General features: G+C 38.2%; 17 protein-coding genes and 2 pseudogenes. 11 read left to right on the forward strand and 8 right to left on the reverse strand.

The features are described 5' to 3' along the window. A pseudogene (locus tag AAEZ18_RS16675) lies at positions 1 to 187 on the reverse strand (hypothetical protein); the annotation flags it as partial. 256 nt (positions 188 to 443) lie between these two features. On the opposite strand from AAEZ18_RS16675, the gene AAEZ18_RS16680 reads away from it, so the two are divergent. Then, entirely contained in the window at positions 444 to 3,413 is a 2,970-nt protein-coding gene (locus AAEZ18_RS16680) for a Tn3 family transposase (protein ID WP_254910763.1), read from the forward strand. Positions 3,414 to 3,582: 169 nt separating this feature from the next. Here the strand turns inward: AAEZ18_RS16680 and AAEZ18_RS16685 are convergent, their stop codons facing one another. The 6 genes from AAEZ18_RS16685 to merR form a co-directional block, all read right to left on the reverse strand. Next, positions 3,583 to 4,020: a MerR family transcriptional regulator gene (locus AAEZ18_RS16685; protein WP_008110853.1), complete on the reverse strand. Its 438-nt coding sequence runs from the start codon at positions 4,018 to 4,020 to the stop codon at positions 3,583 to 3,585. 113 nt (positions 4,021 to 4,133) lie between these two features. Then, positions 4,134 to 5,573, reverse strand: a complete 1,440-nt coding sequence (gene merA / locus AAEZ18_RS16690) for a mercury(II) reductase (RefSeq protein WP_008467329.1) — start codon at positions 5,571 to 5,573, stop codon at positions 4,134 to 4,136. 20 nt (positions 5,574 to 5,593) lie between these two features. Beyond that, positions 5,594 to 6,013 (reverse strand): organomercurial transporter MerC, encoded by a 420-nt coding sequence (gene merC, locus AAEZ18_RS16695; RefSeq protein WP_008467331.1) that lies wholly within the window; start codon positions 6,011 to 6,013, stop codon positions 5,594 to 5,596. Beyond that, entirely contained in the window at positions 6,013 to 6,297 is a 285-nt protein-coding gene (gene merP, locus AAEZ18_RS16700) for a mercury resistance system periplasmic binding protein MerP (RefSeq protein ID WP_008110847.1), read from the reverse strand. Before merP ends, merC begins: the two co-directional genes overlap by 1 nt. 46 nt (positions 6,298 to 6,343) lie before the next feature. After that, positions 6,344 to 6,691: a mercuric transporter MerT family protein gene (locus AAEZ18_RS16705; RefSeq protein WP_350595292.1), complete on the reverse strand. Its 348-nt coding sequence runs from the start codon at positions 6,689 to 6,691 to the stop codon at positions 6,344 to 6,346. A 190-nt stretch (positions 6,692 to 6,881) separates the two neighbouring features. Continuing rightward, complete coding sequence (gene merR, locus AAEZ18_RS16710) at positions 6,882 to 7,253, reverse strand: mercury resistance transcriptional regulator MerR (protein WP_033011277.1); 372 nt, start codon at positions 7,251 to 7,253, stop codon at positions 6,882 to 6,884. A 350-nt stretch (positions 7,254 to 7,603) separates the two neighbouring features. On the opposite strand from merR, the gene AAEZ18_RS16715 reads away from it, so the two are divergent. After that, positions 7,604 to 8,227, forward strand: a complete 624-nt coding sequence (locus tag AAEZ18_RS16715; RefSeq protein ID WP_008467336.1) for a recombinase family protein — start codon at positions 7,604 to 7,606, stop codon at positions 8,225 to 8,227. Between the two features lie 32 nt (positions 8,228 to 8,259). Here AAEZ18_RS16715 and AAEZ18_RS16720 read toward each other — a convergent pair. Next, positions 8,260 to 8,670 (reverse strand): annotated as a pseudogene (locus AAEZ18_RS16720) (ISAs1 family transposase); the annotation flags it as partial. 169 nt (positions 8,671 to 8,839) lie between these two features. Here AAEZ18_RS16720 and AAEZ18_RS16725 point away from each other — a divergent pair. The 9 genes from AAEZ18_RS16725 (at position 8,840) to AAEZ18_RS16765 (ending at position 19,298) form a co-directional block, all read left to right on the forward strand. Next, positions 8,840 to 9,187 (forward strand): hypothetical protein, encoded by a 348-nt coding sequence (locus AAEZ18_RS16725; RefSeq protein WP_016899519.1) that lies wholly within the window; start codon positions 8,840 to 8,842, stop codon positions 9,185 to 9,187. Between the two features lie 104 nt (positions 9,188 to 9,291). Then, complete coding sequence (locus AAEZ18_RS16730; protein WP_165724380.1) at positions 9,292 to 10,530, forward strand: TolC family protein; 1,239 nt, start codon at positions 9,292 to 9,294, stop codon at positions 10,528 to 10,530. A 62-nt stretch (positions 10,531 to 10,592) separates the two neighbouring features. Then, positions 10,593 to 11,939 (forward strand): efflux RND transporter periplasmic adaptor subunit, encoded by a 1,347-nt coding sequence (locus AAEZ18_RS16735; protein ID WP_024603825.1) that lies wholly within the window; start codon positions 10,593 to 10,595, stop codon positions 11,937 to 11,939. 12 nt (positions 11,940 to 11,951) lie between these two features. Beyond that, positions 11,952 to 15,152: an efflux RND transporter permease subunit gene (locus tag AAEZ18_RS16740; protein ID WP_165724382.1), complete on the forward strand. Its 3,201-nt coding sequence runs from the start codon at positions 11,952 to 11,954 to the stop codon at positions 15,150 to 15,152. A gap of 196 nt (positions 15,153 to 15,348) precedes the next feature. Beyond that, positions 15,349 to 16,965, forward strand: coding sequence for a phosphoethanolamine transferase (locus AAEZ18_RS16745; protein WP_350595288.1), 1,617 nt, complete (start codon positions 15,349 to 15,351; stop codon positions 16,963 to 16,965). Beyond that, the gene (locus tag AAEZ18_RS16750; RefSeq protein WP_002962881.1) at positions 16,966 to 17,868 is read left to right on the forward strand and encodes a cation diffusion facilitator family transporter; all 903 of its coding nucleotides are present in this window, start codon (positions 16,966 to 16,968) and stop codon (positions 17,866 to 17,868) included. Next, on the forward strand, positions 17,855 to 18,586 hold the full coding sequence (locus tag AAEZ18_RS16755; RefSeq protein ID WP_002962876.1) for a phosphatase PAP2 family protein: 732 nt from the start codon (positions 17,855 to 17,857) through the stop codon (positions 18,584 to 18,586). Before AAEZ18_RS16750 ends, AAEZ18_RS16755 begins: the two co-directional genes overlap by 14 nt. Then, positions 18,576 to 18,953, forward strand: coding sequence for a diacylglycerol kinase (locus tag AAEZ18_RS16760; RefSeq protein ID WP_008467350.1), 378 nt, complete (start codon positions 18,576 to 18,578; stop codon positions 18,951 to 18,953). Before AAEZ18_RS16755 ends, AAEZ18_RS16760 begins: the two co-directional genes overlap by 11 nt. A gap of 42 nt (positions 18,954 to 18,995) precedes the next feature. After that, positions 18,996 to 19,298, forward strand: a complete 303-nt coding sequence (locus AAEZ18_RS16765; RefSeq protein ID WP_008467353.1) for a hypothetical protein — start codon at positions 18,996 to 18,998, stop codon at positions 19,296 to 19,298. The last annotated feature ends 315 nt before the right edge of the window (positions 19,299 to 19,613 follow it).

Raw genomic sequence — 19,613 nt, forward strand, 5'->3', positions numbered from 1 at the left:
GAATAATGACGTCTGATAAATGCTTAGCTATTAACGTATTGATATTTGAACAGCTCTGATCTGGCCTCGAACGACTGCCCATTAGCGTTTTTACTTCCATGATAGACATATCTAGGGGTTTTGCGCCCATCCCCTCGAAATTAACCTTAGCTTGAATTTTCACGCTTAGAGTAACTTTTCGTACCATTGGACTTCACCCCTTGAATAACACAGTTTGTATTATTTAGCCCATCCCCTCGAAATCGGCATTAGTATTCTTAAGTAATAATACACAGTGGTAAACTATCTTATGAAAAGTTTACCACTTTAGTCGCTTAAATCGGCTTTATGGTAATGTTAAGCAGTTGACTGGTAAACATTAACCTCATTGATTAAGGTATGCTGATTAAAAATAACAAGAAAGGCTTACCACTATTTCTTCATCAAACACCAAGCGTATACAAATTCTCAGCGAATCAGAAATCAACGAACTCTATGCCTTACCCAATTTTAACCGTAAAGATCGTGATGATTATTTTTCGTTAGATAGTGAAACTCAAAGGCTCGTCAACGAATTAAGACGTATTGAAACCAGAGTGTATTTTATCTTACTGCTTGGTTACTTTAGGTCACGGCCAATAGTATTTAATTTCTCATTTACTCAAGTCAGTAATGATTTAGATTATGTAAGATCCAAGTATTTCAGCGATAAAGATATGTCTCTTGAGGATTTATCACCAACAACAAAAACTAAGCTGATTAATAAGTTATTAAAATATACAGGGTTTACAGCATACCAAAGCAAGTTAGATAAAGAGCCGCTATTAAAAAGGCTTAACGATGTTGTAAAAATCAACCTTGAACCAAGGTATGTTTTTGATGAATGTATTGCTTATTTTGGTCAAAACAGAATAGCGCTAGCTGGTTATACAACGCTGCAAGACACTATTTCTACGGTATTATCAAATGAGCGTAACCGAATTGAAATGGTGCTGCTTGATAGTTTGTCTTCAGGTACCAGAAAAACATTACTTAAATTACTTGAGTCAAATAATACCTTTACTGACTTAGCCAAGTTAAAGAAAATGGCTAAGGACTTTTCAACGAGCCAAATCACCCAAGAGCTGAAGACGCATAAAATTATACGCTCGCTTTATCCAGAAATTAAGTCACTGATTGCTGAACTGGAGCTATCACCTAAAAATCTTGAATACTATGCTTCACTGGTAAAGCACAAGTCCGTTTATAAGCTTAGAAAACACGCAGATAGCCAAACTATTTTATATCTCGTTTGTTACTTGTTCTTCAGGTACCGAGAGACTAACGACAATCTTGTTGCTGCATTTATTTACTTGGTAAGGAAGTTAACCGAATCAGCTAAAGGCTATGCAAAGCAGCGTATTGTTGAAGATGTAACCATTGTAAGAACCAAATTAAAATCCGCTGGTAGTTTATTAAAGTACTTCATCGATACCGATATGGACGATGATTTAAGCTTTGGTGATGTACGTAAAAAAGCCTTTGAATTGATCCCTGCTGACAGTATTAAACTGTTAAGTGATCACTTAGATAATAACGACTTTGATGGCCGTCAGTACGAATGGCAATTTATTGATAAACAATCCAGTAAAATTAAAAAACTTATCCGCTCATTATTTATGTCTATCGATATTGAGTTCATTCATTTAAAGGATGAACTCCATGAGCAGTATGTTATGGCACATTCTGAACTTAGTGAATTAAAGGCTATCCAAACCATTAACATCGATGTGGTACCTAAACATGACCGAGAGTATTTAGAGGGAGAAAATACCAAATTAATTGCTAATCGATTTGAGTATTTCCTTTATCGTAAAGCCGAACAATTATTTCACAGTAATAGCTTAACGGTGAAAGAAAGCGTTAATAACCGTAGTTTAACGTCAGATCTTATACAACCTAAAGAATGGCAGCAAAAAGAGACAATCATTGAAAACACTGGCCTTGATAAGCTGGCAACACCGATTAACCAAACACTCGCAGATAAGAGCCAACAATTAGAAGTTAAGCTGAAGGAAGCAAGCGAGCATATCTTTAGTGGTGATAATAAGTATGTTGAGTTTATTCCTGGCAAAGCCGAACTCAAGTGGTCAATTCCTAACAGCCGTTGGCAACAAACAATTGAAAACCCGCTCTACAATCAAATTCAACACATGGGTATCGTTGAACTCATGTTGTTTGTTGATCAAAAGACAGGTTACTTAAATTCATTTACACACATATCAGCAACTAAAGAAAAATCACCAGTAAATAAAGAAGATCTGATCGCCTGTATATTGGCAAACGGCACCAATTACGGCCTATATAAAATGGCGAATATCTCTGACCGTTCAATGGGTAAATTACGCAGTGTAGATGATAGTTATGTCAGATATGAAACACTCAAAACGTCTAATGATCAGGTTTCTAATGCTATAGCCACGTTGCCAATATTTGCCTATTACCATGTGGACGATAATCAGTTGTTTTCAAGCATTGATGGTCAAAAATTTGAGTGTCGCATAAATACGTTTAAGGCTCGGTATTCGTCTAAGTACTTCTCCAAAGGTAAAGGTGTTTCAGCATTAACATTGGTTTCTAATCATGTTCCGGTGAGTACGCAAGTCATTGGCGCTAACGAATATGAAGGTCACTTTGCTTTTGACTTACTCTATAACAACTCTTCAGATATACAGCCTAATACCTTATCGACCGATACGCATGGTACCAATAATGTTAACTTCGCTATATTAGATTTCTTTGGTTACACATTCGCCCCTCGATACGCGAAAATGAAAAAGGTGTTTTTTGAGCTATTTGAAGTGACTGAAGAGAACGGAGGCCGTATTCAATTAAAGAAAGATATTAATCATAAGCTAATTGCTGAAGAATGGGACAATATTCAGCATATTGTTTGTTCATTGAGTCGTAAAACCACCACTCAAAGCACAATCATTAGAAAGTTGAGTAACGGCAAGAGCCGAAGATTGTCAGCATTGCATGAGTACGACCGTTTAATTAAATCTATTTATGTTTTGGAGTATGTTGATAATTCAACGTTGCGTCATTACGTCCAGCAAGCCTTGAACAGAGGTGAAGCATACCATCAGTTAAAACGTGCTATTACTTCAGTTAATGGCAATAAATTTCGTGGGGGGAATGATTACCAAGTATCACAATGGAACGATTGTGCTCGACTCATTTCAAATTGCATTATTTATTATAATTCCGCGTTACTATCGGCATTTTTACAAATCCAAGAGAGGAACGGTAGGCAAGATGTGGTTGATGTTATTTCTCGGCTTTCACCTGTTGCTTGGCAACACATTAATCTAAATGGGGAATATGCCTTTAATAAAGACCGCAAAGAAATCGACTTAGCTGGTTTACTTAGTGATGTAGAATCAATAAGTTAAAGAATGCCATCTGTTTGTATTTCTAATTCAAAAGGTACTGCGCATCAAAGTGCCATTAAAAATTGGAGGTGTTGATATTCTATATGCTTGATATATACAAGCTAACATTGATAGAAAACAGATAAGCTAACAAGTTTTTAGTCGAGCCATGAACTGTTCTATAATTGTTCTAATTGCAAAACTCTTCAATTTGGTTTGTTACTAGATTTAAAAATACTTTTCTATGCTCGATTTTAGTAAGTAGCAGCTTTTGGATGTCTTCAGGAACTTTTCTTTCTCCTGCATCTATTGCCATTAGTAATGGCTTGATATCAACTACAAGAAGACCTGCCGCCCTTGCTGCTCGAATGAACTTTAATCTCTTTAATGCACATAAGCCGTAAAGTGAATGGCCTGACTTAGTTTTTTCTTCGCAGTGTACTAAGTTCTCAAGAACATAATTTCTTACCGTATGGACAGATGTTTGTGCAGCTAGTGCCAGTTGAGAAATACTCAAAGGAAAATCCAACGCATCATCATCACTACTAATGAACTTATTGATGTCAGGTATCTCTGTCAAAAAACTGACTTCACCAACAGGAATGTTTTCAACCTTAGATTTAATCATGATTTAGCATGCTTCCAATTTGTGTTGTTAATGGAATGCCTTAAGATATCTTGATTACATTCAATCAATTGGCACTCCATTAACATTTCTGTAAGTACATTACCGTTAAATGATTACCCTGCGCAGCAAGATAGCTCTTTAACGTCTTTGCTAAAGGTTTGAGCGCATAACTTCAATCCTTCAACCATCGTCAAATACGGAAATAGTTGACCTGCCAATTCTTCGACTGTCATTTTATTATGAATAGCAAGAGCCGCACTTTGAATCAGTTCTCCGCCTTCATGGGCTAAAATTTGTGCGCCTATCAGTTTTCCCGTGGATTCTTCAGCTACCAACTTGATAAAACCATCCGTTTCAAAATTTGCTAAAGCTCTTGGTACGTTTTCCATATCAAGTACACGACTTATCGTATTTATTCCTACCGCTGAAGCTTGTACTTCGGTTAGACCTACCGTAGCAACTTGTGGGTCGGTGAATATAACAGCAGGCATGGTAGATAAGTCGAGTTGCGCATTTCCACCTGTCATATTAATTCCAGCCCTACTTCCGGCAGCAGCAGCAACATAAACAAATTGTGGCATATTGGAGCAATCTCCAGCGGCATAAATGTTAGCTGTTGATGTTTCCATCATACTATTAACAACAATGGCACCACTTTTATCTGTTTCAACACCAACATTTTCTAAACCAAGCTTTCCAGTATTTGCATGGCGACCCGTAGAGATAAGCAATTTTTCAGCGATTAATGTTCCTTCGTTAGTTTCCAATGAAAAACCATTGCTATCATAAGAAACATGACTTGCTTGCGTATTATTAAGTACCCTAATACCTTCTTTTTCAAAGCACTCTGCCAGTTTTTCACCTAATAACGGATCTTCAGCATATAAAAGGGTATGTCTGGCTAGAATTGTCACACGGCTACCTAAACGGGCATAAGCTTGCGCAATTTCCAGAGCAACAACGGAGGAGCCGATGACAACTAGACTACTCGGTAACTCTTCTGCAAATAAGGCTTCTGTTGATGTCCAATAAGGTGTATCAACTAAACCCTTAATTGGCGGAATGCTTGGTGTAGAGCCTGTTGCAATTAAAATGCGATCTGCAACCAGCTCTTCTTCACTACCATCAGACTTGTGAACTAGCAAGGTATTTTGATTTTTAAAACGTGCATAACCTTTAAGTAAAGATAGCGCGGGATTACTCTCTAAAATACGTTGATATTTAGCATCGCGTAGTTCTTCGACGCGAGCGTTTTGCTGATGTGCTAATAAGGAGCGGCTAAGTTGTGGCTGAATATTTTCTAAACCATCAAACGGGTTAGTACGTTGCTGATGCGCTAATTGCGCAGCACGGATCAATATTTTTGAAGGAACACAGCCGACATTTACACAGCAACCTCCGATTACATCGGCTCCTTCAATGATAGTAACTCTTGCTCCGCCTTCTGCTGCTTTAATCGCACTGGCAAAGGCCCCTGAACCACTACCAATAATGGCTACATGTAATTGTTCTGGCTGGATGTCATTTGACGAGCAACAACTATTCGTTGACATATTTTATTCCTCTTAAAAAGTTAAGCGGTACAAGTTTCATCATCACAGCGTTTATTCGCAGGAGAAACCATGTCCCAAATTGATACAGCAACCATTAGTCCTAGCCCCGTATAAGTAACGTATGAACTCCACCCGTACTGGAACCAAGGGTATAAAGAGAGTAAAACCAAAATGGGGCCAATTGAACCGATAAAACTACGGTGCCATTGACGATGGCTAAACCAGCCTAAGATATTCATTGCCAGCGCTAATACTGCAAACAGTGGTAACAACGTATTGATAAATACCCCTTCCCACTGACTAAGAAATCCCATCCCAATTGCCGCACCAAGACTAGCTATCGCGGGAAAACACATGGCGCATCCCATTGCCGAAACAAGTGCACCTATAGAGCCTGCTTTATCTCCGATACGCGTAACTAGTTCTAAGGGGCTAAACATTACTTATTTTCACTTTTTAAATTTGAAGGGTAGCCAGCGTTGGTAGTCGCTGCAATTAATGCATTGATGTTGGTTTTAGTGTCATCAAAAGAAACAACAGCTAGCTTAGGCTTGTAGGTAACTTTCGCATTTTCAACGCCATCAACATTTTCTAATGACTTTTTAACTGTGATTGGACATGTCGCACAGTTCATCGTTGGCACTTCCAGTGTAACTGTTTTTACTTCAGCAAAAGCACCAAAACTAGAAAGTGAAAGCAGTGCGGTTAATAATAATTTTTTCATAATTAGCTCCAAATTTTAAAATGTTATAAATTTCTTGATCTGTATATTAAGCAAACAAAAGTATCCAATAATTACTGGTCACTAAAATTGTCGCAACTATAACGCTCAGCCAGAAAATTACTTTTCGTTGTTGCTGTTTCTTAGGAATTGCACAGGCCGTTCCCGGCTCACACTCTTCTACAGGACGGTAAATTTTCCAACCTGAGTAACCAAACAACAACACTACAAATGCGATAAATAATGGCCTATAGGGTTCAAATGCAGTTAAATTACCAATCCATGAGCCACTTACCCCAAGTAATAACAGGAGCAAAGGACCTACACAGCATACGCCTGCGCCTAATGCTGCTATGATGCCTCCTATCATTGGAAGGTTTGATTTTTTTTGATTCATATAGATACCTCATTAAGTGATAATGCAAGTGTATTGCATGTACCTAAGTACGGAGTCAAGGGTGATTTATAAAAAATTTATCTTTGATAATCTGCTACGACAGATACGGGGAATAAGCTAACTTGAATTAAGGCGCAGAAGTAAAATTGGATATGCTGTTTTAGTGGGAAATGGTAGTTAAGTGAATCATTTACTTCGGTTGCAACGAATCAATTATTGGGCAGTGGCTATCGTCATCATTATTTTGGCATTGTCCTAAATGTTCTTCCAAAGCGTGTTCTAACAACAACAAGTCAGCCATCTTTTTTTGTACTGCGATCAGTTTTTTATTAGCTAATTCTTGTACTTTACTACATGGACTATCGTTTAACGCAAGTAACCCTTCAATCTCATTTAGCGTAAAACCTAATTCTTGAGAACGCTTGATAAAATGTATTCTATTTACCGTTTCTTTCGGGTAATGTCTATAGCCCTGCATAGGCTTTGGTGGTTGTTTAATTAAGCCTTTGCGTTCATAAAAGCGAATTGTTTCGACATTTACACTCAGTTCTTTAGCCAACATACTTATGGTTCGTTTAGACACGTTATCAATTACCTTACTGACTTTTTGTTTACTTACTTTATATCTAATTAAAGTGACCATCAATGAATACCAGTTTAAACATCGCTAATTGATTTTGTTTTTTCTTCTATTAAATAAGTAAAGTTACCGTTGTTACAACAATATTAAACCACAACAATGTATGGTTTATCCTTTTTCATTATCAAAGTCCAAATTAGTGTTATTACATGCAGTTCTACATGAGTACACCCTAAAGATACTGTTAATATATCACAGGCAATTACGTAATGACACCACTTAAATAAACCTATATGATATGACACCATCTAAATAGACCTAATTAGGCAAAAATGTTCATAAGAGCATATTTACGAGCATCAACTTCTGAGCAAGATGCAAATAGAGCAAAAAGCTCATTAAAAAAATTCGTTTCTGGCTTCAGCAAACGAATTGCTTCTTTTTATATAGAAAATAAATCTGGTAATTCTTTAGATAGACCAGAGCTAATTCGTTTATTGGATGAATCAGAGTCCGGTGATGTTTTGTTAGTTGAATCAATCGATCGTTTAACAAGGCTAAGCCCTGATGATTGGAAAACTCTTGTAGCCTCAATAAATGAAAAAGGAATTAGTGTTGTTAGTTTAGATCTACCAACCAGTCATTTAACATTTGGCAGTTTTCCAAGTGATGATTTTATGAGATCAATACTTAGTGCTATTAATAATATGCTGTTAGAAATATTAGCGGCCAGTGCATATAAAGAATATCGAGAACGTGAACGTAAGCAAAAAGAAGGTATTGTAAAAGCACAGCAAAAGGGACTTTATCACGGTCGTCAGCCTGATTTAGAGGCTCATGATAGGATTGCCTCGTTTACTGAAGCTGGATTTAGTATTAATAAAACGGCTGAAGCAGTTGGAGTTAGTCGAAGTACGGTAATTAGAGTTAGAAAAAAGCTTAAAAATTTAGACTAAGGTTAATTTCGAGGGGATGGGCGCAAAACCCCTAATTGGTGTTGGCAGCTCCATGCGCTGACGGTATGTAAGGCACTTTTTCTATCTTTGGTTGTAAATGAACGACGTGCTGTTTTTCCATCAATGGCAATGATATCAGCACCCGTGGTTTCAATAAGTGATGATATCCAAGATTGAAATGAATGCTCTATTTCATCTGATTTTAACCGACAAATGACACGGGCAATGGTGTCGTGTCTTGGGATACCCTCTTTGAAAGCGCCATATTTTTTTAACCAATCAAGTTTTAGATGCCCAAAATCTTCAATATCCTCCCATCCTTCTGCGCCGGAGAGTACAGCACTAATGGCTAAGAGGAGAATATCGATAAGTTCATGCTTTTTACAGCGTTCAATGCGAGGATCGGTAATTGAATCAAAGTGTTTCAGAAAAGTAGCGCTCATATTAAGTGACCAAGGTGATTATAATGCCTTGATCTGATCGCTACTTGTTCTAGAAGTTCAATTTATAATGATCTTGCCGTGGATTGTCCTGTATAAACTACTTAATTTGATTGACTTGAGTGGGTTTCTTGACTACCATGTTTTTTAAAATTTTGATGTTAGAGTAAAAATGAAAAATACTTGGATTAGTTTGTTAGTAGTACTATCGATTGCATTGCAGTCGTTTGCTTCTGTGGCTAATTCAAATGAAAGTCATCAGATTGACTCTCTACATATTCAAACAGAACATTCCCATGATAGTGAAGATATTGAACTTTTCGATGAATCATCTGACACTGAACATAATATTAAAGATTGCCATCATTGTGGTCACTGTCAAGGCACTCACACACAGTGGGTTGCCAGTAATAAATCTACACTACAGACCCCTAAACTTATTATTACAAATCAATATTTTTATGCTGTTCATGTAGATAAAATATTCACTGAAGAACCTATACGCCCCCCAATCGTTTAATTTAGTTTTAAAGCTATATTCGTAACAAATTTATTCTTAACTAGCGCTTAATGTAGCCTAGTTGGTTTAGTTGCGGCATTTTATTATTAAATTAAGAGATTATTATGAAATTTTTCTCAGCAAAATCTACTGGAATCGCATTATTTATCGGCTTTTCAGCAAGTTTATCTGTTAGTAGCTTCGCTTTTGCTAAGCCAACGCTATCGAGTGACTGGCTCGATCGGCAAATCAATAAACACCCTGATATTGTCTCAGCACGTGAACTCATGAATGCTGAATTTTCCAAAGCACAGGGCAGTAAGTTACCACTTTACAACCCAGAACTATCGACAGGTTACGAGCGTGAAGGTGACGGAAATAATTACAATATTGGTATTAGCCAAACGATTGACTTGTGGGATAAGCAGGCTGTTAATGCTGCTATCGGCGATAAAATATTAACGGCGGCCAGTAAACAATTCACTTATGCGATAGAGCAGAAAAAAGCACAAGCCTTAAAAGCACTTATTAATTGGCAACTTGCCATGGATAAGTCGTCACTTGCTTTTGAACAAGAGCAACAGTTAGAAACCTTGCTTAAAATTGTAACTAAAAGGCAGAAAGCTGGCGATCTTGGTCAGGTTGATGCTGAGTTAACTTTCTTGAATTTGTCGCAAATGCTTAATAAAACGGCCCAAATACAAGCACAGTTAACACAAGCTCAAGCCAAGGTTAATGAGTTGTTGCCTGATTGGCGTCCTGATACACAAGCATATCCAGAGCAGGGCTTAGGCGTTACAAACTTTCAAGTAGCTGAGCAGTGGTTAACGCAGCACCCGCAAGTATTAGCCTCTCAAGCACTGTGGCAAATGCAAAAAAGTAAAGCTCAATATGCCATGCTTGAAACCAAAGCCGATCCTACCATTGGAATTAGTACCGGAAAAAATGATGTCGATAATGTTGTCGGAGTTACTTTTTCTATGCCGTTAAATATTCGTAATGATTACCAAGCTAATGCCAAAGCACAAAACCAACAAGCTATCGCCGCAGAAGCAAATTTTCGTTCAGTAATGCGTAAGCAAAAGTATTTGATACAGGCAAGTACTGCCTCACTAATCTCTAATAAAAAATACCTTGGCCGTTGGCAACAGTTAATGCAAGGACGCGGCGAACACAGCGCGCAGTTATTGCAAAAACAATGGCAAGTAGGTGATTTAAATACCTCGGATTATTTATTGGCATTACAACAAAGAGCGGAAGGTTTATACGCGGGCATTGAATTACAAGCCCAGTTCAAAATAAGCGAAGTGCAATGGCTACTCGATGTAGGCCAATTAAATGCGGCAACTAAGCTATTAAACTAAACCTATTATATCACTTTACGCGGCTTGATGAGCGTGAATTGTTACAGAATTTGGAATTAAAAATGAAAAATAAAATAACTGATAAAACATCTCATAAAATAGTGAAAAAAATAAAACTCATTACCCTAAGTAGTTTATTTACTGGCTTAGCTGTCGTGTCAACTACGGCATTATCATATAACGATGCCGCTCTAGAAAAAACGCCAGCAGTAGAGCAATCCATCGTATTAAAAACTGACCATGATCATGACTCTGAAAGTGAAGAAGTGCATGACGAAAGTGGTCATGAACATGGTAGTGATGAAAGCAAAGACGACCATGCTGCGGAGGAGAAATCTGATGACGGTCATGACCATGGTAGTGAAACAGCGAGTAAAGAAACAGCTGAAGAAGAACATGAAGAAGGCATAAGTTTTAGTCCAGAAAAAATGGCACTCGCCAATATCAAAGTGACTAACTTAAAGCCGGCAATTTTTGCTAAAAGTATCTATGCACCAGGAGAAATAAAAGCGAACGGTTATACCAGTTACATTGTCTCTTCACGTACTGAATCGGTAGTGATCAGTCGTCATGCTATTTTAGGTGAACATGTGACTAAGGGTCAGTCTTTAGTTACCTTATTTAGTGAATCAATGGCCGAAGCACAAGCACAATATCGTGTTGCTTACAGTGAGTGGCAACGAGCTAAAAAATTGGGCCTTGGCACCGTCAGTGAAAGCCGCCTATTAGCCAGTGAAACAGATTACATTTCAGCTTATGGTCGATTAACTGCCTTTGGTTTAACCAAAGCAGCCATTAAAGATATTGTAAAAAACAACTCATCAAATCTTGGTGAATATACCTTAGTCGCTCAGCGCTCTGGTGTGGTTTTAAGTGATGATTTCTCTCAAGGACAACGTGTGCCTGCCGGTGAAAAAATCATGGTATTGGCTGATGAAAAAGACTTATGGGTTGAAGCGCGTGTTTCGCCAAATAAAAAATTAAGTCTTCCTATTGGCACCATTGCAAAAGTTGAGTTTGCCGGGCAAGTGCATGTTGCCAAGGTCATTCAAGAAGCACATACCATTGATCCAAGTACGCGTACCCGAATCGTTAGACTGTCGGTTGAAAATACTGATGACAGTTTGCATTCAGGCATGTTTGTTAATGTAAATTTTCAGTTTGATACGCAAAGCCCTGTAATAGCAGTACCAGAAACAGCATTAATGCGTGGTGCCGATGGTGATTGGACGGTATTTGTTGAAGACCATCCTGGTGAATTTAAAGCCGTTGAAGTTGAATTAGGTCAGCCATTAGGCAATTACCGTCAAATTATCGGTATTGAGCCTAATACCCGTTTGGTAACAAAAGGTGCCTTTTTTGTTGCGTCAGAAATAGCAAAAGGCGGATTTGATCCGCACGGCCACTAGGGGAATAAGATTATGTTTAATAAAATAATTGATTGGTCGATCAATAATCGACTCTTAGTAATTATCGCCCTAATTGCTACTATGGCAGGCTCTGTTATGGTGATCCCAAAACTAAATTTAGATGCTTTTCCTGATGTAACCAATGTTCAGGTAGCGGTTAATACTGAAGCACCGGGCTTAGCCGCTGAAGAAGTAGAGCAGTTAATAACCTATCCCATTGAAGCAGTAATGTATGCGTTGCCTGATGTAGAGCAAGTACGCTCTATTTCAAAAACGGGTTTATCGGGTGTTACTGTTGTCTTTAAAGAAGGCACAGACATCTACTTTGCTCGCCAGTTAGTATTTGAGCGTTTACAAGCGGCAAAAGAGTTAATTCCGCAAGGCGTGGGCACACCAGAAATGGGACCTAACACCTCAGGTTTGGGTCAAGTTTTTCAGTATTTGTTAATTGCAGATAAAGATTCTGGTTATGATTCTATGACCTTAAGGAGCTTGAACGATTGGATAGTAAAGTTATTGGTTATGCCGGTAGATGGTGTTACCGACGTCTTATCTTTTGGCGGCAACGTCAGACAGTATCAAGTCAACATTGAGCCAAGTAAATTATTATCATATGAGTTAACGCAAGACGATATTGTTACTGCACTCGATAACAACAATGCCAATGTTGGCGGTTGGTACATGAACCGTGGACAAGAGCAATTAGTTATTCGTGGCACAGGTTGGTTTAATAGTGGCGAAGCAGGTTTAGCTGATATTAGACAAGTACCGGTTAAAACGGTTGATGGTACTGTGGTGACTATCGAAGATGTAGCCAAGGTTTCGCTGGGTAGTGAAATACGCCAAGGCGCAGTTACTATGACGCGCAGAGATGCACAGGGTAACATTGAAAACTTAGGTGAAGTGGTTTCAGGTATCGTATTGAAACGTATGGGCGCAAATACTAAAGTGACAATCGACGGTATAAGTGCACGTATTCCAATGATCAACCAAGCACTACCTGAAGGCGTACGTTTTGAACCTTTCTACGATCAGGCAGATTTAATTACTAAAGCAGTTGATACTGTAGTGCAAGCATTAGCGCTGGCATTTATATTTATCGCTATCGTACTTGCTCTGTTTTTAATGAACTTACGCGCAACCTTTTTAGTGTTAATTTCAATTCCTATTTCAATCGCTATCGCCTTAATGGTGATGTCTTGGATAGGTTTATCGGCAAACTTAATGTCGTTAGGTGGTATCGCTGTTGCTATTGGTATGTTGGTTGATGGCTCTGTTGTGATGGTTGAAAACATGTTCAAACACCTTAATAGACCTGATTCAACACATTACAAAAATGCGCAAGCGAGAACGTTAGGCACAGATGCTGATCCCCACGATGTAGAACATGATAAAGAAGGCATTCCTCTACGATTAAAAGAAGCAGGAAAAGAAGTTGCACGCCCGGTATTTTTTGCTGCCTCTATTATTTTAGTGGTATTTACACCGTTATTTAGCTTTGAAGGAGTGGAAGCTAAATTGTTCCAGCCGATGGCTATCAGTATTATTTTAGCGGTTATTTCGGCTATTTTTGTGGCACTGTTTGTGGTTCCAGCCTTAGCAACCTTTATGTTTAATAAAGGCGTTAAAGAAAGAGAAAGTTTTGTCTTAAAACCATTAGATAAGCTTTATCGAAAAGGCCTCAAAGCCGCGATGAAACACACGAAAGTAGTTATTATTGCTTCATTATTGTTACTTGTGGGTGCAGCATCTTTAATACCTCAAATAGGGACTGAATTTGTACCAGAATTAGAAGAGGGTACCATTAACCTAAGAGCAACATTAGCGCCATCAGCAAGTTTAGAAACAGCCTTGTCGGTTGCTCCAATTCTTGAAGAAAAGTTAATGGAGTTCCCCGAAGTTGAATATACCCTAAGTCGAATTGGACGTGCTGAAATCGGCGGTGATCCTGAACCAGTTAATAACATCGAAATTTACATTGGCTTAAAACCTGTTTCAGAATGGACAAGTGCCAAAAATCGCGTTGAATTACAAGGTTTAATGGAAGAGAAACTTGAGCAATTCCCAGGGTTATTACTTAACTTTTCACAGCCCATAGCGACTCGTGTAGATGAATTACTGTCAGGAGTTAAAGCGCAACTTGCCATTAAATTGTTTGGACCAGAATTAGATATGTTGGCGAGCAAAGGTCAAGAAATTGAAGCGGCAATCAAACAAATTGATGGCGCAAGAGATGTAGCCTTAGAGCAAATCGCTGGTGAAGCACAGTTAGTGATTAAACCGAAAAGACAGCAATTGTCACGTTTTGGTTTGTCAGTTGGCGATGTCATGGAAGTGGTTAAAAACGGTATCGGTGGCGTTAGCGCTGGCCAAATAATCAATGGTAATGAACGTTATGATATTTATGTTCGCATTGAAGAAAAATACCGTGATAACCAAGAAGCTATTGCAGATCTGAGAATACAATCACCTACGGGTGCTTGGGTACGTTTAGGCGATATTGCTACCGTCAGTTTTGAATCTGGCCCACCACAAGTGCGACGTGATGATGTACAGCGACGCGTGGTAATTCAAGCCAATGTTCAAGGTCGAGACATGGGAAGTGTTGTTAGCGACATTCGTGCAGTTATTGATAGCAAAGTAGATTTACCTGCAGGTTATTCTGTAGTGATTGGTGGTCAATTTGAAAACCAACAACGTGCGCAGCAGCGACTATCAGTGGTAGTGCCTCTATCATTGGCACTAATTGCCTTGCTACTTTATTTCGCCTTTGGCTCTGTTGGTCAAGCGATGCTTATTTTAGTGAATGTACCCTTGGCCGTTATAGGTGGTATTTTCTCACTGTATATTTCAGGTCAATACTTGTCAGTGCCAAGTTCAGTCGGCTTTATCACTTTGTTTGGTGTCGCCGTGCTTAATGGTGTAGTCATGGTAGAAAGCATTAACCAGCTGGTAAAAGATGGTATAGACACCTCAAAAGCTGTTTTTGATGGGGCAGTATCTCGTTTACGTCCAGTATTAATGACCGCCATTACTTCTGCGTTAGGTTTAATTCCAATGCTGATGTCCAATGGAGTTGGCGCTGAAATTCAACGACCACTGGCGAGTGTTATTGTTGGCGGTTTGGTTACTGCAACGTTACTCACCTTGTTTGTGTTACCGGTTTTATATGCTTGGTTCTCAAAAGCCAAAATCAAAGATCTTAGAGACTAACGCGCTAGATAACTTAGTGACTTACTCATTAACTTACAAATTAATAAAGTAAGTAACTAATTTGATAGCACTATAAATCGCTACTAGCTAAGCTCTTGTCAAAAGCAGGGCTTAGCCAGTCATTTTCACTCGATGCAGAGATTCAATAGTAGGCTTTTATTAGCTTCGAATTTTTGCATCCTAAATTTAGGGAATAATGATGAAAAAGCTGTCGTTTTTCAATTATTCGCCAAACCTCCTTATTATCGCCACCGTGCTATTTATTATAGTGACGGGCAATTCTACATTTTTTGAACAAGTTAATTCGGTATACCCGTGGCAAGATAATCAAGGTTTTATTATCGCGCTGACTCTTGTGGTAATGAGTGTATTAACCATTATTGTGTCATTTTTCAGTATTATCATTCCCGTTCGAATAGTACTGAGCAGTCTTTTACTCTTATCTGCCATGGCTGGTTATTATACCGATAGCTTTGGCACCATCATTGATAATGTAATGATTCAAAACATTGCTGAAACGAATATCGATGAAGCAACTGACTTACTGTCATTTGAGTATTTTTTAACTGTTTTGTTGTTAGCCATAGTACCTATAGCTTGCCTTTTTATGGTCAAAATAGATAAATCGTCATGGACAAAAAACTGTTGGCTACAAATAAGTAATACCATCATGGCACTTGGTGTAATTACTGTTTCACTTTATATTTTTAGTGCTCAATTCACTAATTTCTTTAGAGAACACAAGCCATTAAGATTTTACTTAAATCCTATCTATCCCATTTACTCTACGGGATTTTTCCTCAAGGACGTGCTTGAACAGCAAGAAAATAACGAATTTTTAATGGTAGTAAACTCTGCCAATTATATTGATAAAGAGTCGCATAAAAAACTCTACATTGTCATTGTCGGTGAAACTGTCCATGCGGGTAATCTTTCTATAAATGGCTATAAACGAGAAACTACACCATTATTAGCTCAAAGAGATGATTTAATTAGTTTTGATAAATTCTATGCTTGTGGCACATCAACCGCGATTTCGGTCCCTTGTATGTTTTCATTCGATAACCGAGAGTCATTTGATAATAAAAAAGCACGGCGAACACAAAACGTATTAGATGTTATTTCCAAAGCCGGGGTAAGTGTCCTTTGGCGAGACAATAACTCTAGTTCAAAAGGCGTCGCAGATCGTGTCGAATACCAAAATTTCAAATCACCTGAGCTAAATTCAGTGTGCGATATAGAGTGTCGTGACATTGGTATGTTAGACGGTTTACAGGGGTATATTGATGATCAAGAAGGTAGTGTACTCATAGTGCTTCATCAAATGGGCAACCACGGCCCGGCATATTACAAACGATACCCCAAAGACTTTGAGAAGTTCACTCCTGCCTGTCAAACAAGCGAACTCTCCGCCTGTGAAACTAGCGAAATTGTTAATGCGTATGATAATGCCATTCTCTATACCGATTACTTTATCAATGAAACCATTAATTTATTAGAAGAGAACAATACCAACTTTGAAACTGCCATGTTTTATATTGGCGATCATGGTGAATCGTTAGGTAAGAACGGACTCTACTTACATGGTATGCCTTACATGCTGGCGCCTGAAGAACAGACTCATGTACCTTTAATTGCTTGGTTCGGCTCTTCATCACACGTTGATATGGAAAGTACGGTCAAACAAAGTAAAAAAGAAAGTTCTCACGATGCTTTTTCTTTTTCTTTACTACATGCGTTAAATATCAGCACAGATATGTCATTGCCTGAAAAAGCGCCATCACCACTATTTGTTATGCAAGAGGAAGAGTAAATGTCAAATAATAACCATACGCACAGCCATGCACATAACCATGACGGAAAATTAAGCATGGCAGTATTTATCAATATTTTACTTACTGTGGCCCAAGTTATCGGCGGGGTTTTATCAGGTAGTTTATCCTTGATTGCTGATGCGCTTCATAACCTCAGTGATGCAGGCGCTATCGTTATTGCGATTGTTGCGAGAAAAATTGCAAGAAAACCCGCTAATAGCCAAATGACTTTTGGTTTTAAACGGGCTGAAATTATCGGGGCATTAATCAACAGTACTACCCTTATTATTCTTGGTATATATCTCATTTATGCCGCAGTTGAGAAGTACTTTAACCCTCAACCTATTGATGGTTGGATTGTTGTTTGGATTGCGACAATAGCCTTAGTGATTGATTCCATAACCGCGTGGTTGACTTATCAAGCAGGCGCGAAGAATAACTTGAATCTCAGAGCGGCATTTATTCATAATTTATCTGATGCCTTTGCTTCTGTCGTTGTCATTGTTGCGGGTAGTTTGATCATTTTATATCAATGGTATGTTGTCGATTTATTGGCAACCATACTTATCTCGGTTTATGTGGTGTACCACGGTATTATTTTAGCTAAGCAAAGTATTCGTATTTTAATGCAAGCGGTCCCCGTTGATATCGATATCGATAAGATTTGTAAGGATATCGAATCAATGGAGAATGTTGAAAAAGTAAGACACATTCATGTGTGGCAATTAGATGATAGCGAAGTGTATTTAGAAACCAGTGTTAACTTAAAAACGATGGAACAATTCCAAGATCTTAAGCCAATTAAAGATTTGCTCGCAGCTCAATACGGTATTCACCACTCGACCATAGAAGTGGTAGTAGGGAACACCTTGCAAATGGAGAATTGTTTTGAACTTGAGTAAACACCTGCTTTATTCAATGTATGCATTAACGCTTATTGCTTTTTTATTTGAAACAACAAATAGCGATATTTGGCTTCAAAATTTGTTATTCAATGCATCCAACCAAACGTGGTTAATTGATAAATATGAAGAGCCTTATCGTTTTATTTTTTACTTGTTGCCTAAATACAGCATTATTTTGTTGGCACTGTCGCTCATTGCTTTTTACGTTATCGCTTGTAGACGCAAGTACTCTAAGCACTTTCAAAAGCGATTATTAGTGGTTATTTTCTCTTTGATGTTAGTGCCGTCAGTCATCGGCGGTTTAAAAGCAACAACCAATGGTGCTTGTCCTGCGCAGCTTGAACTATATGGCGGCGATGTCCCTTATGTTAAGGCGTTTGAATTAATGCCTGAATCGTTTGAGTCAACTAAAAAGTACAAGTGCTTTCCTGCGGGTCATGCCAGCGGTGGTTTTGCCTTAATGTCATTATTCTTTTTGTTTTATCGTCCGAAATACCAATGTATTGCGATAGCGTTTGCTGTTTCTACTGGCTGGATTATGGGGAGTTATAAGATGGCGATAGGTGACCATTTTTTAAGTCACACACTAACAACGATGACGTTGTCATGGTTAATCATTTGTTTGATAGCCGCGGTAGTGTTTCGTACCTTACACTTTCCTAATTCCAAACCTAATGCTAAGAATAGCCAACAGGAGCCAATCAATGGGTACTAAGCAAAAGCCGACGGGAATAAAACGAATATACCTAGCAGCGGGGCATTCACTCAGAGCGTTTAAATGGCTGATAGCAAATGAAGCAGCGTTTAAACAAGAATTCTGGCTGTCAGTTCTTCTCGTTGTGGGCTGTTTATTCTTTCCATTTTCACTTTTTGAGTACGTGTTTCTTTGGTGCGCTTTATTATTCGTATTGTTGGCAGAAATCTTCAATACCGCTATTGAGGCAGTAGTCGATAGAATTGGCGCGGAAATTCATCCGCTGTCAGGTTTAGCGAAAGACTTAGGCTCTTTGGCTGTGATGGTGAGCGTTATCATCGCAACTTTAATATGGGCTGGTGTATTTATTCAGCACTTGAGCTTATGAAGTGTAAATGTTATTAGAATGTATATAGCTATCAAATTCCTTATGAGTTGGATAACAAAAGGCAATATTGAGGAATTTAATGAACGCGATGCTATTACAACTATTAAAAAGCTAGAGCTTAAAAGGCAGCAATTAAAGTCTGAAGGCAATGGTAAAAAATTATCAACTGCAGAACTTAAACTGTTACTTTCTGCATACAATTACACTGGTAATGAGAAGCTATCTAATAAAATAGCTACAACCTTGATTGAAAGGCGTAATAACCGCGCAGAACAAGCATCCAGCAAAGAAGAAATAGATATTGCGAATAAACTGACTATAGATAATTTAGATATTCCATATTAAAAAGCATATTACATATTTTTGGTATGTGCTCTCAATAACACCAAAAATATGTAATGTAGACCTATTTTTAATAACTTCCCATAAAATACGACGAATATAGCCCTACAAATAAATAAAACACCAAGAATATGTTATGTACATACAAAGGTACAAGCTCTCAACACCAAAAATATGTTGCGTACATGCAAAGATATAACCCCTAACACCAAAAATATGTTGCGTACATGCAAAGATATAACGTGAGCGTCTAGCGAACTACACCTATGTTTTAAAATTCCAGGGTAACAAGCTGTCGATATCGGGCTCAGGCTGGCA

Origin of the sequence: Pseudoalteromonas sp. 19-MNA-CIBAN-0066 (assembly GCF_040308705.1) — a bacterium.
Taxonomy (GTDB): Bacteria; Pseudomonadota; Gammaproteobacteria; order Enterobacterales; family Alteromonadaceae; genus Pseudoalteromonas; species Pseudoalteromonas nigrifaciens.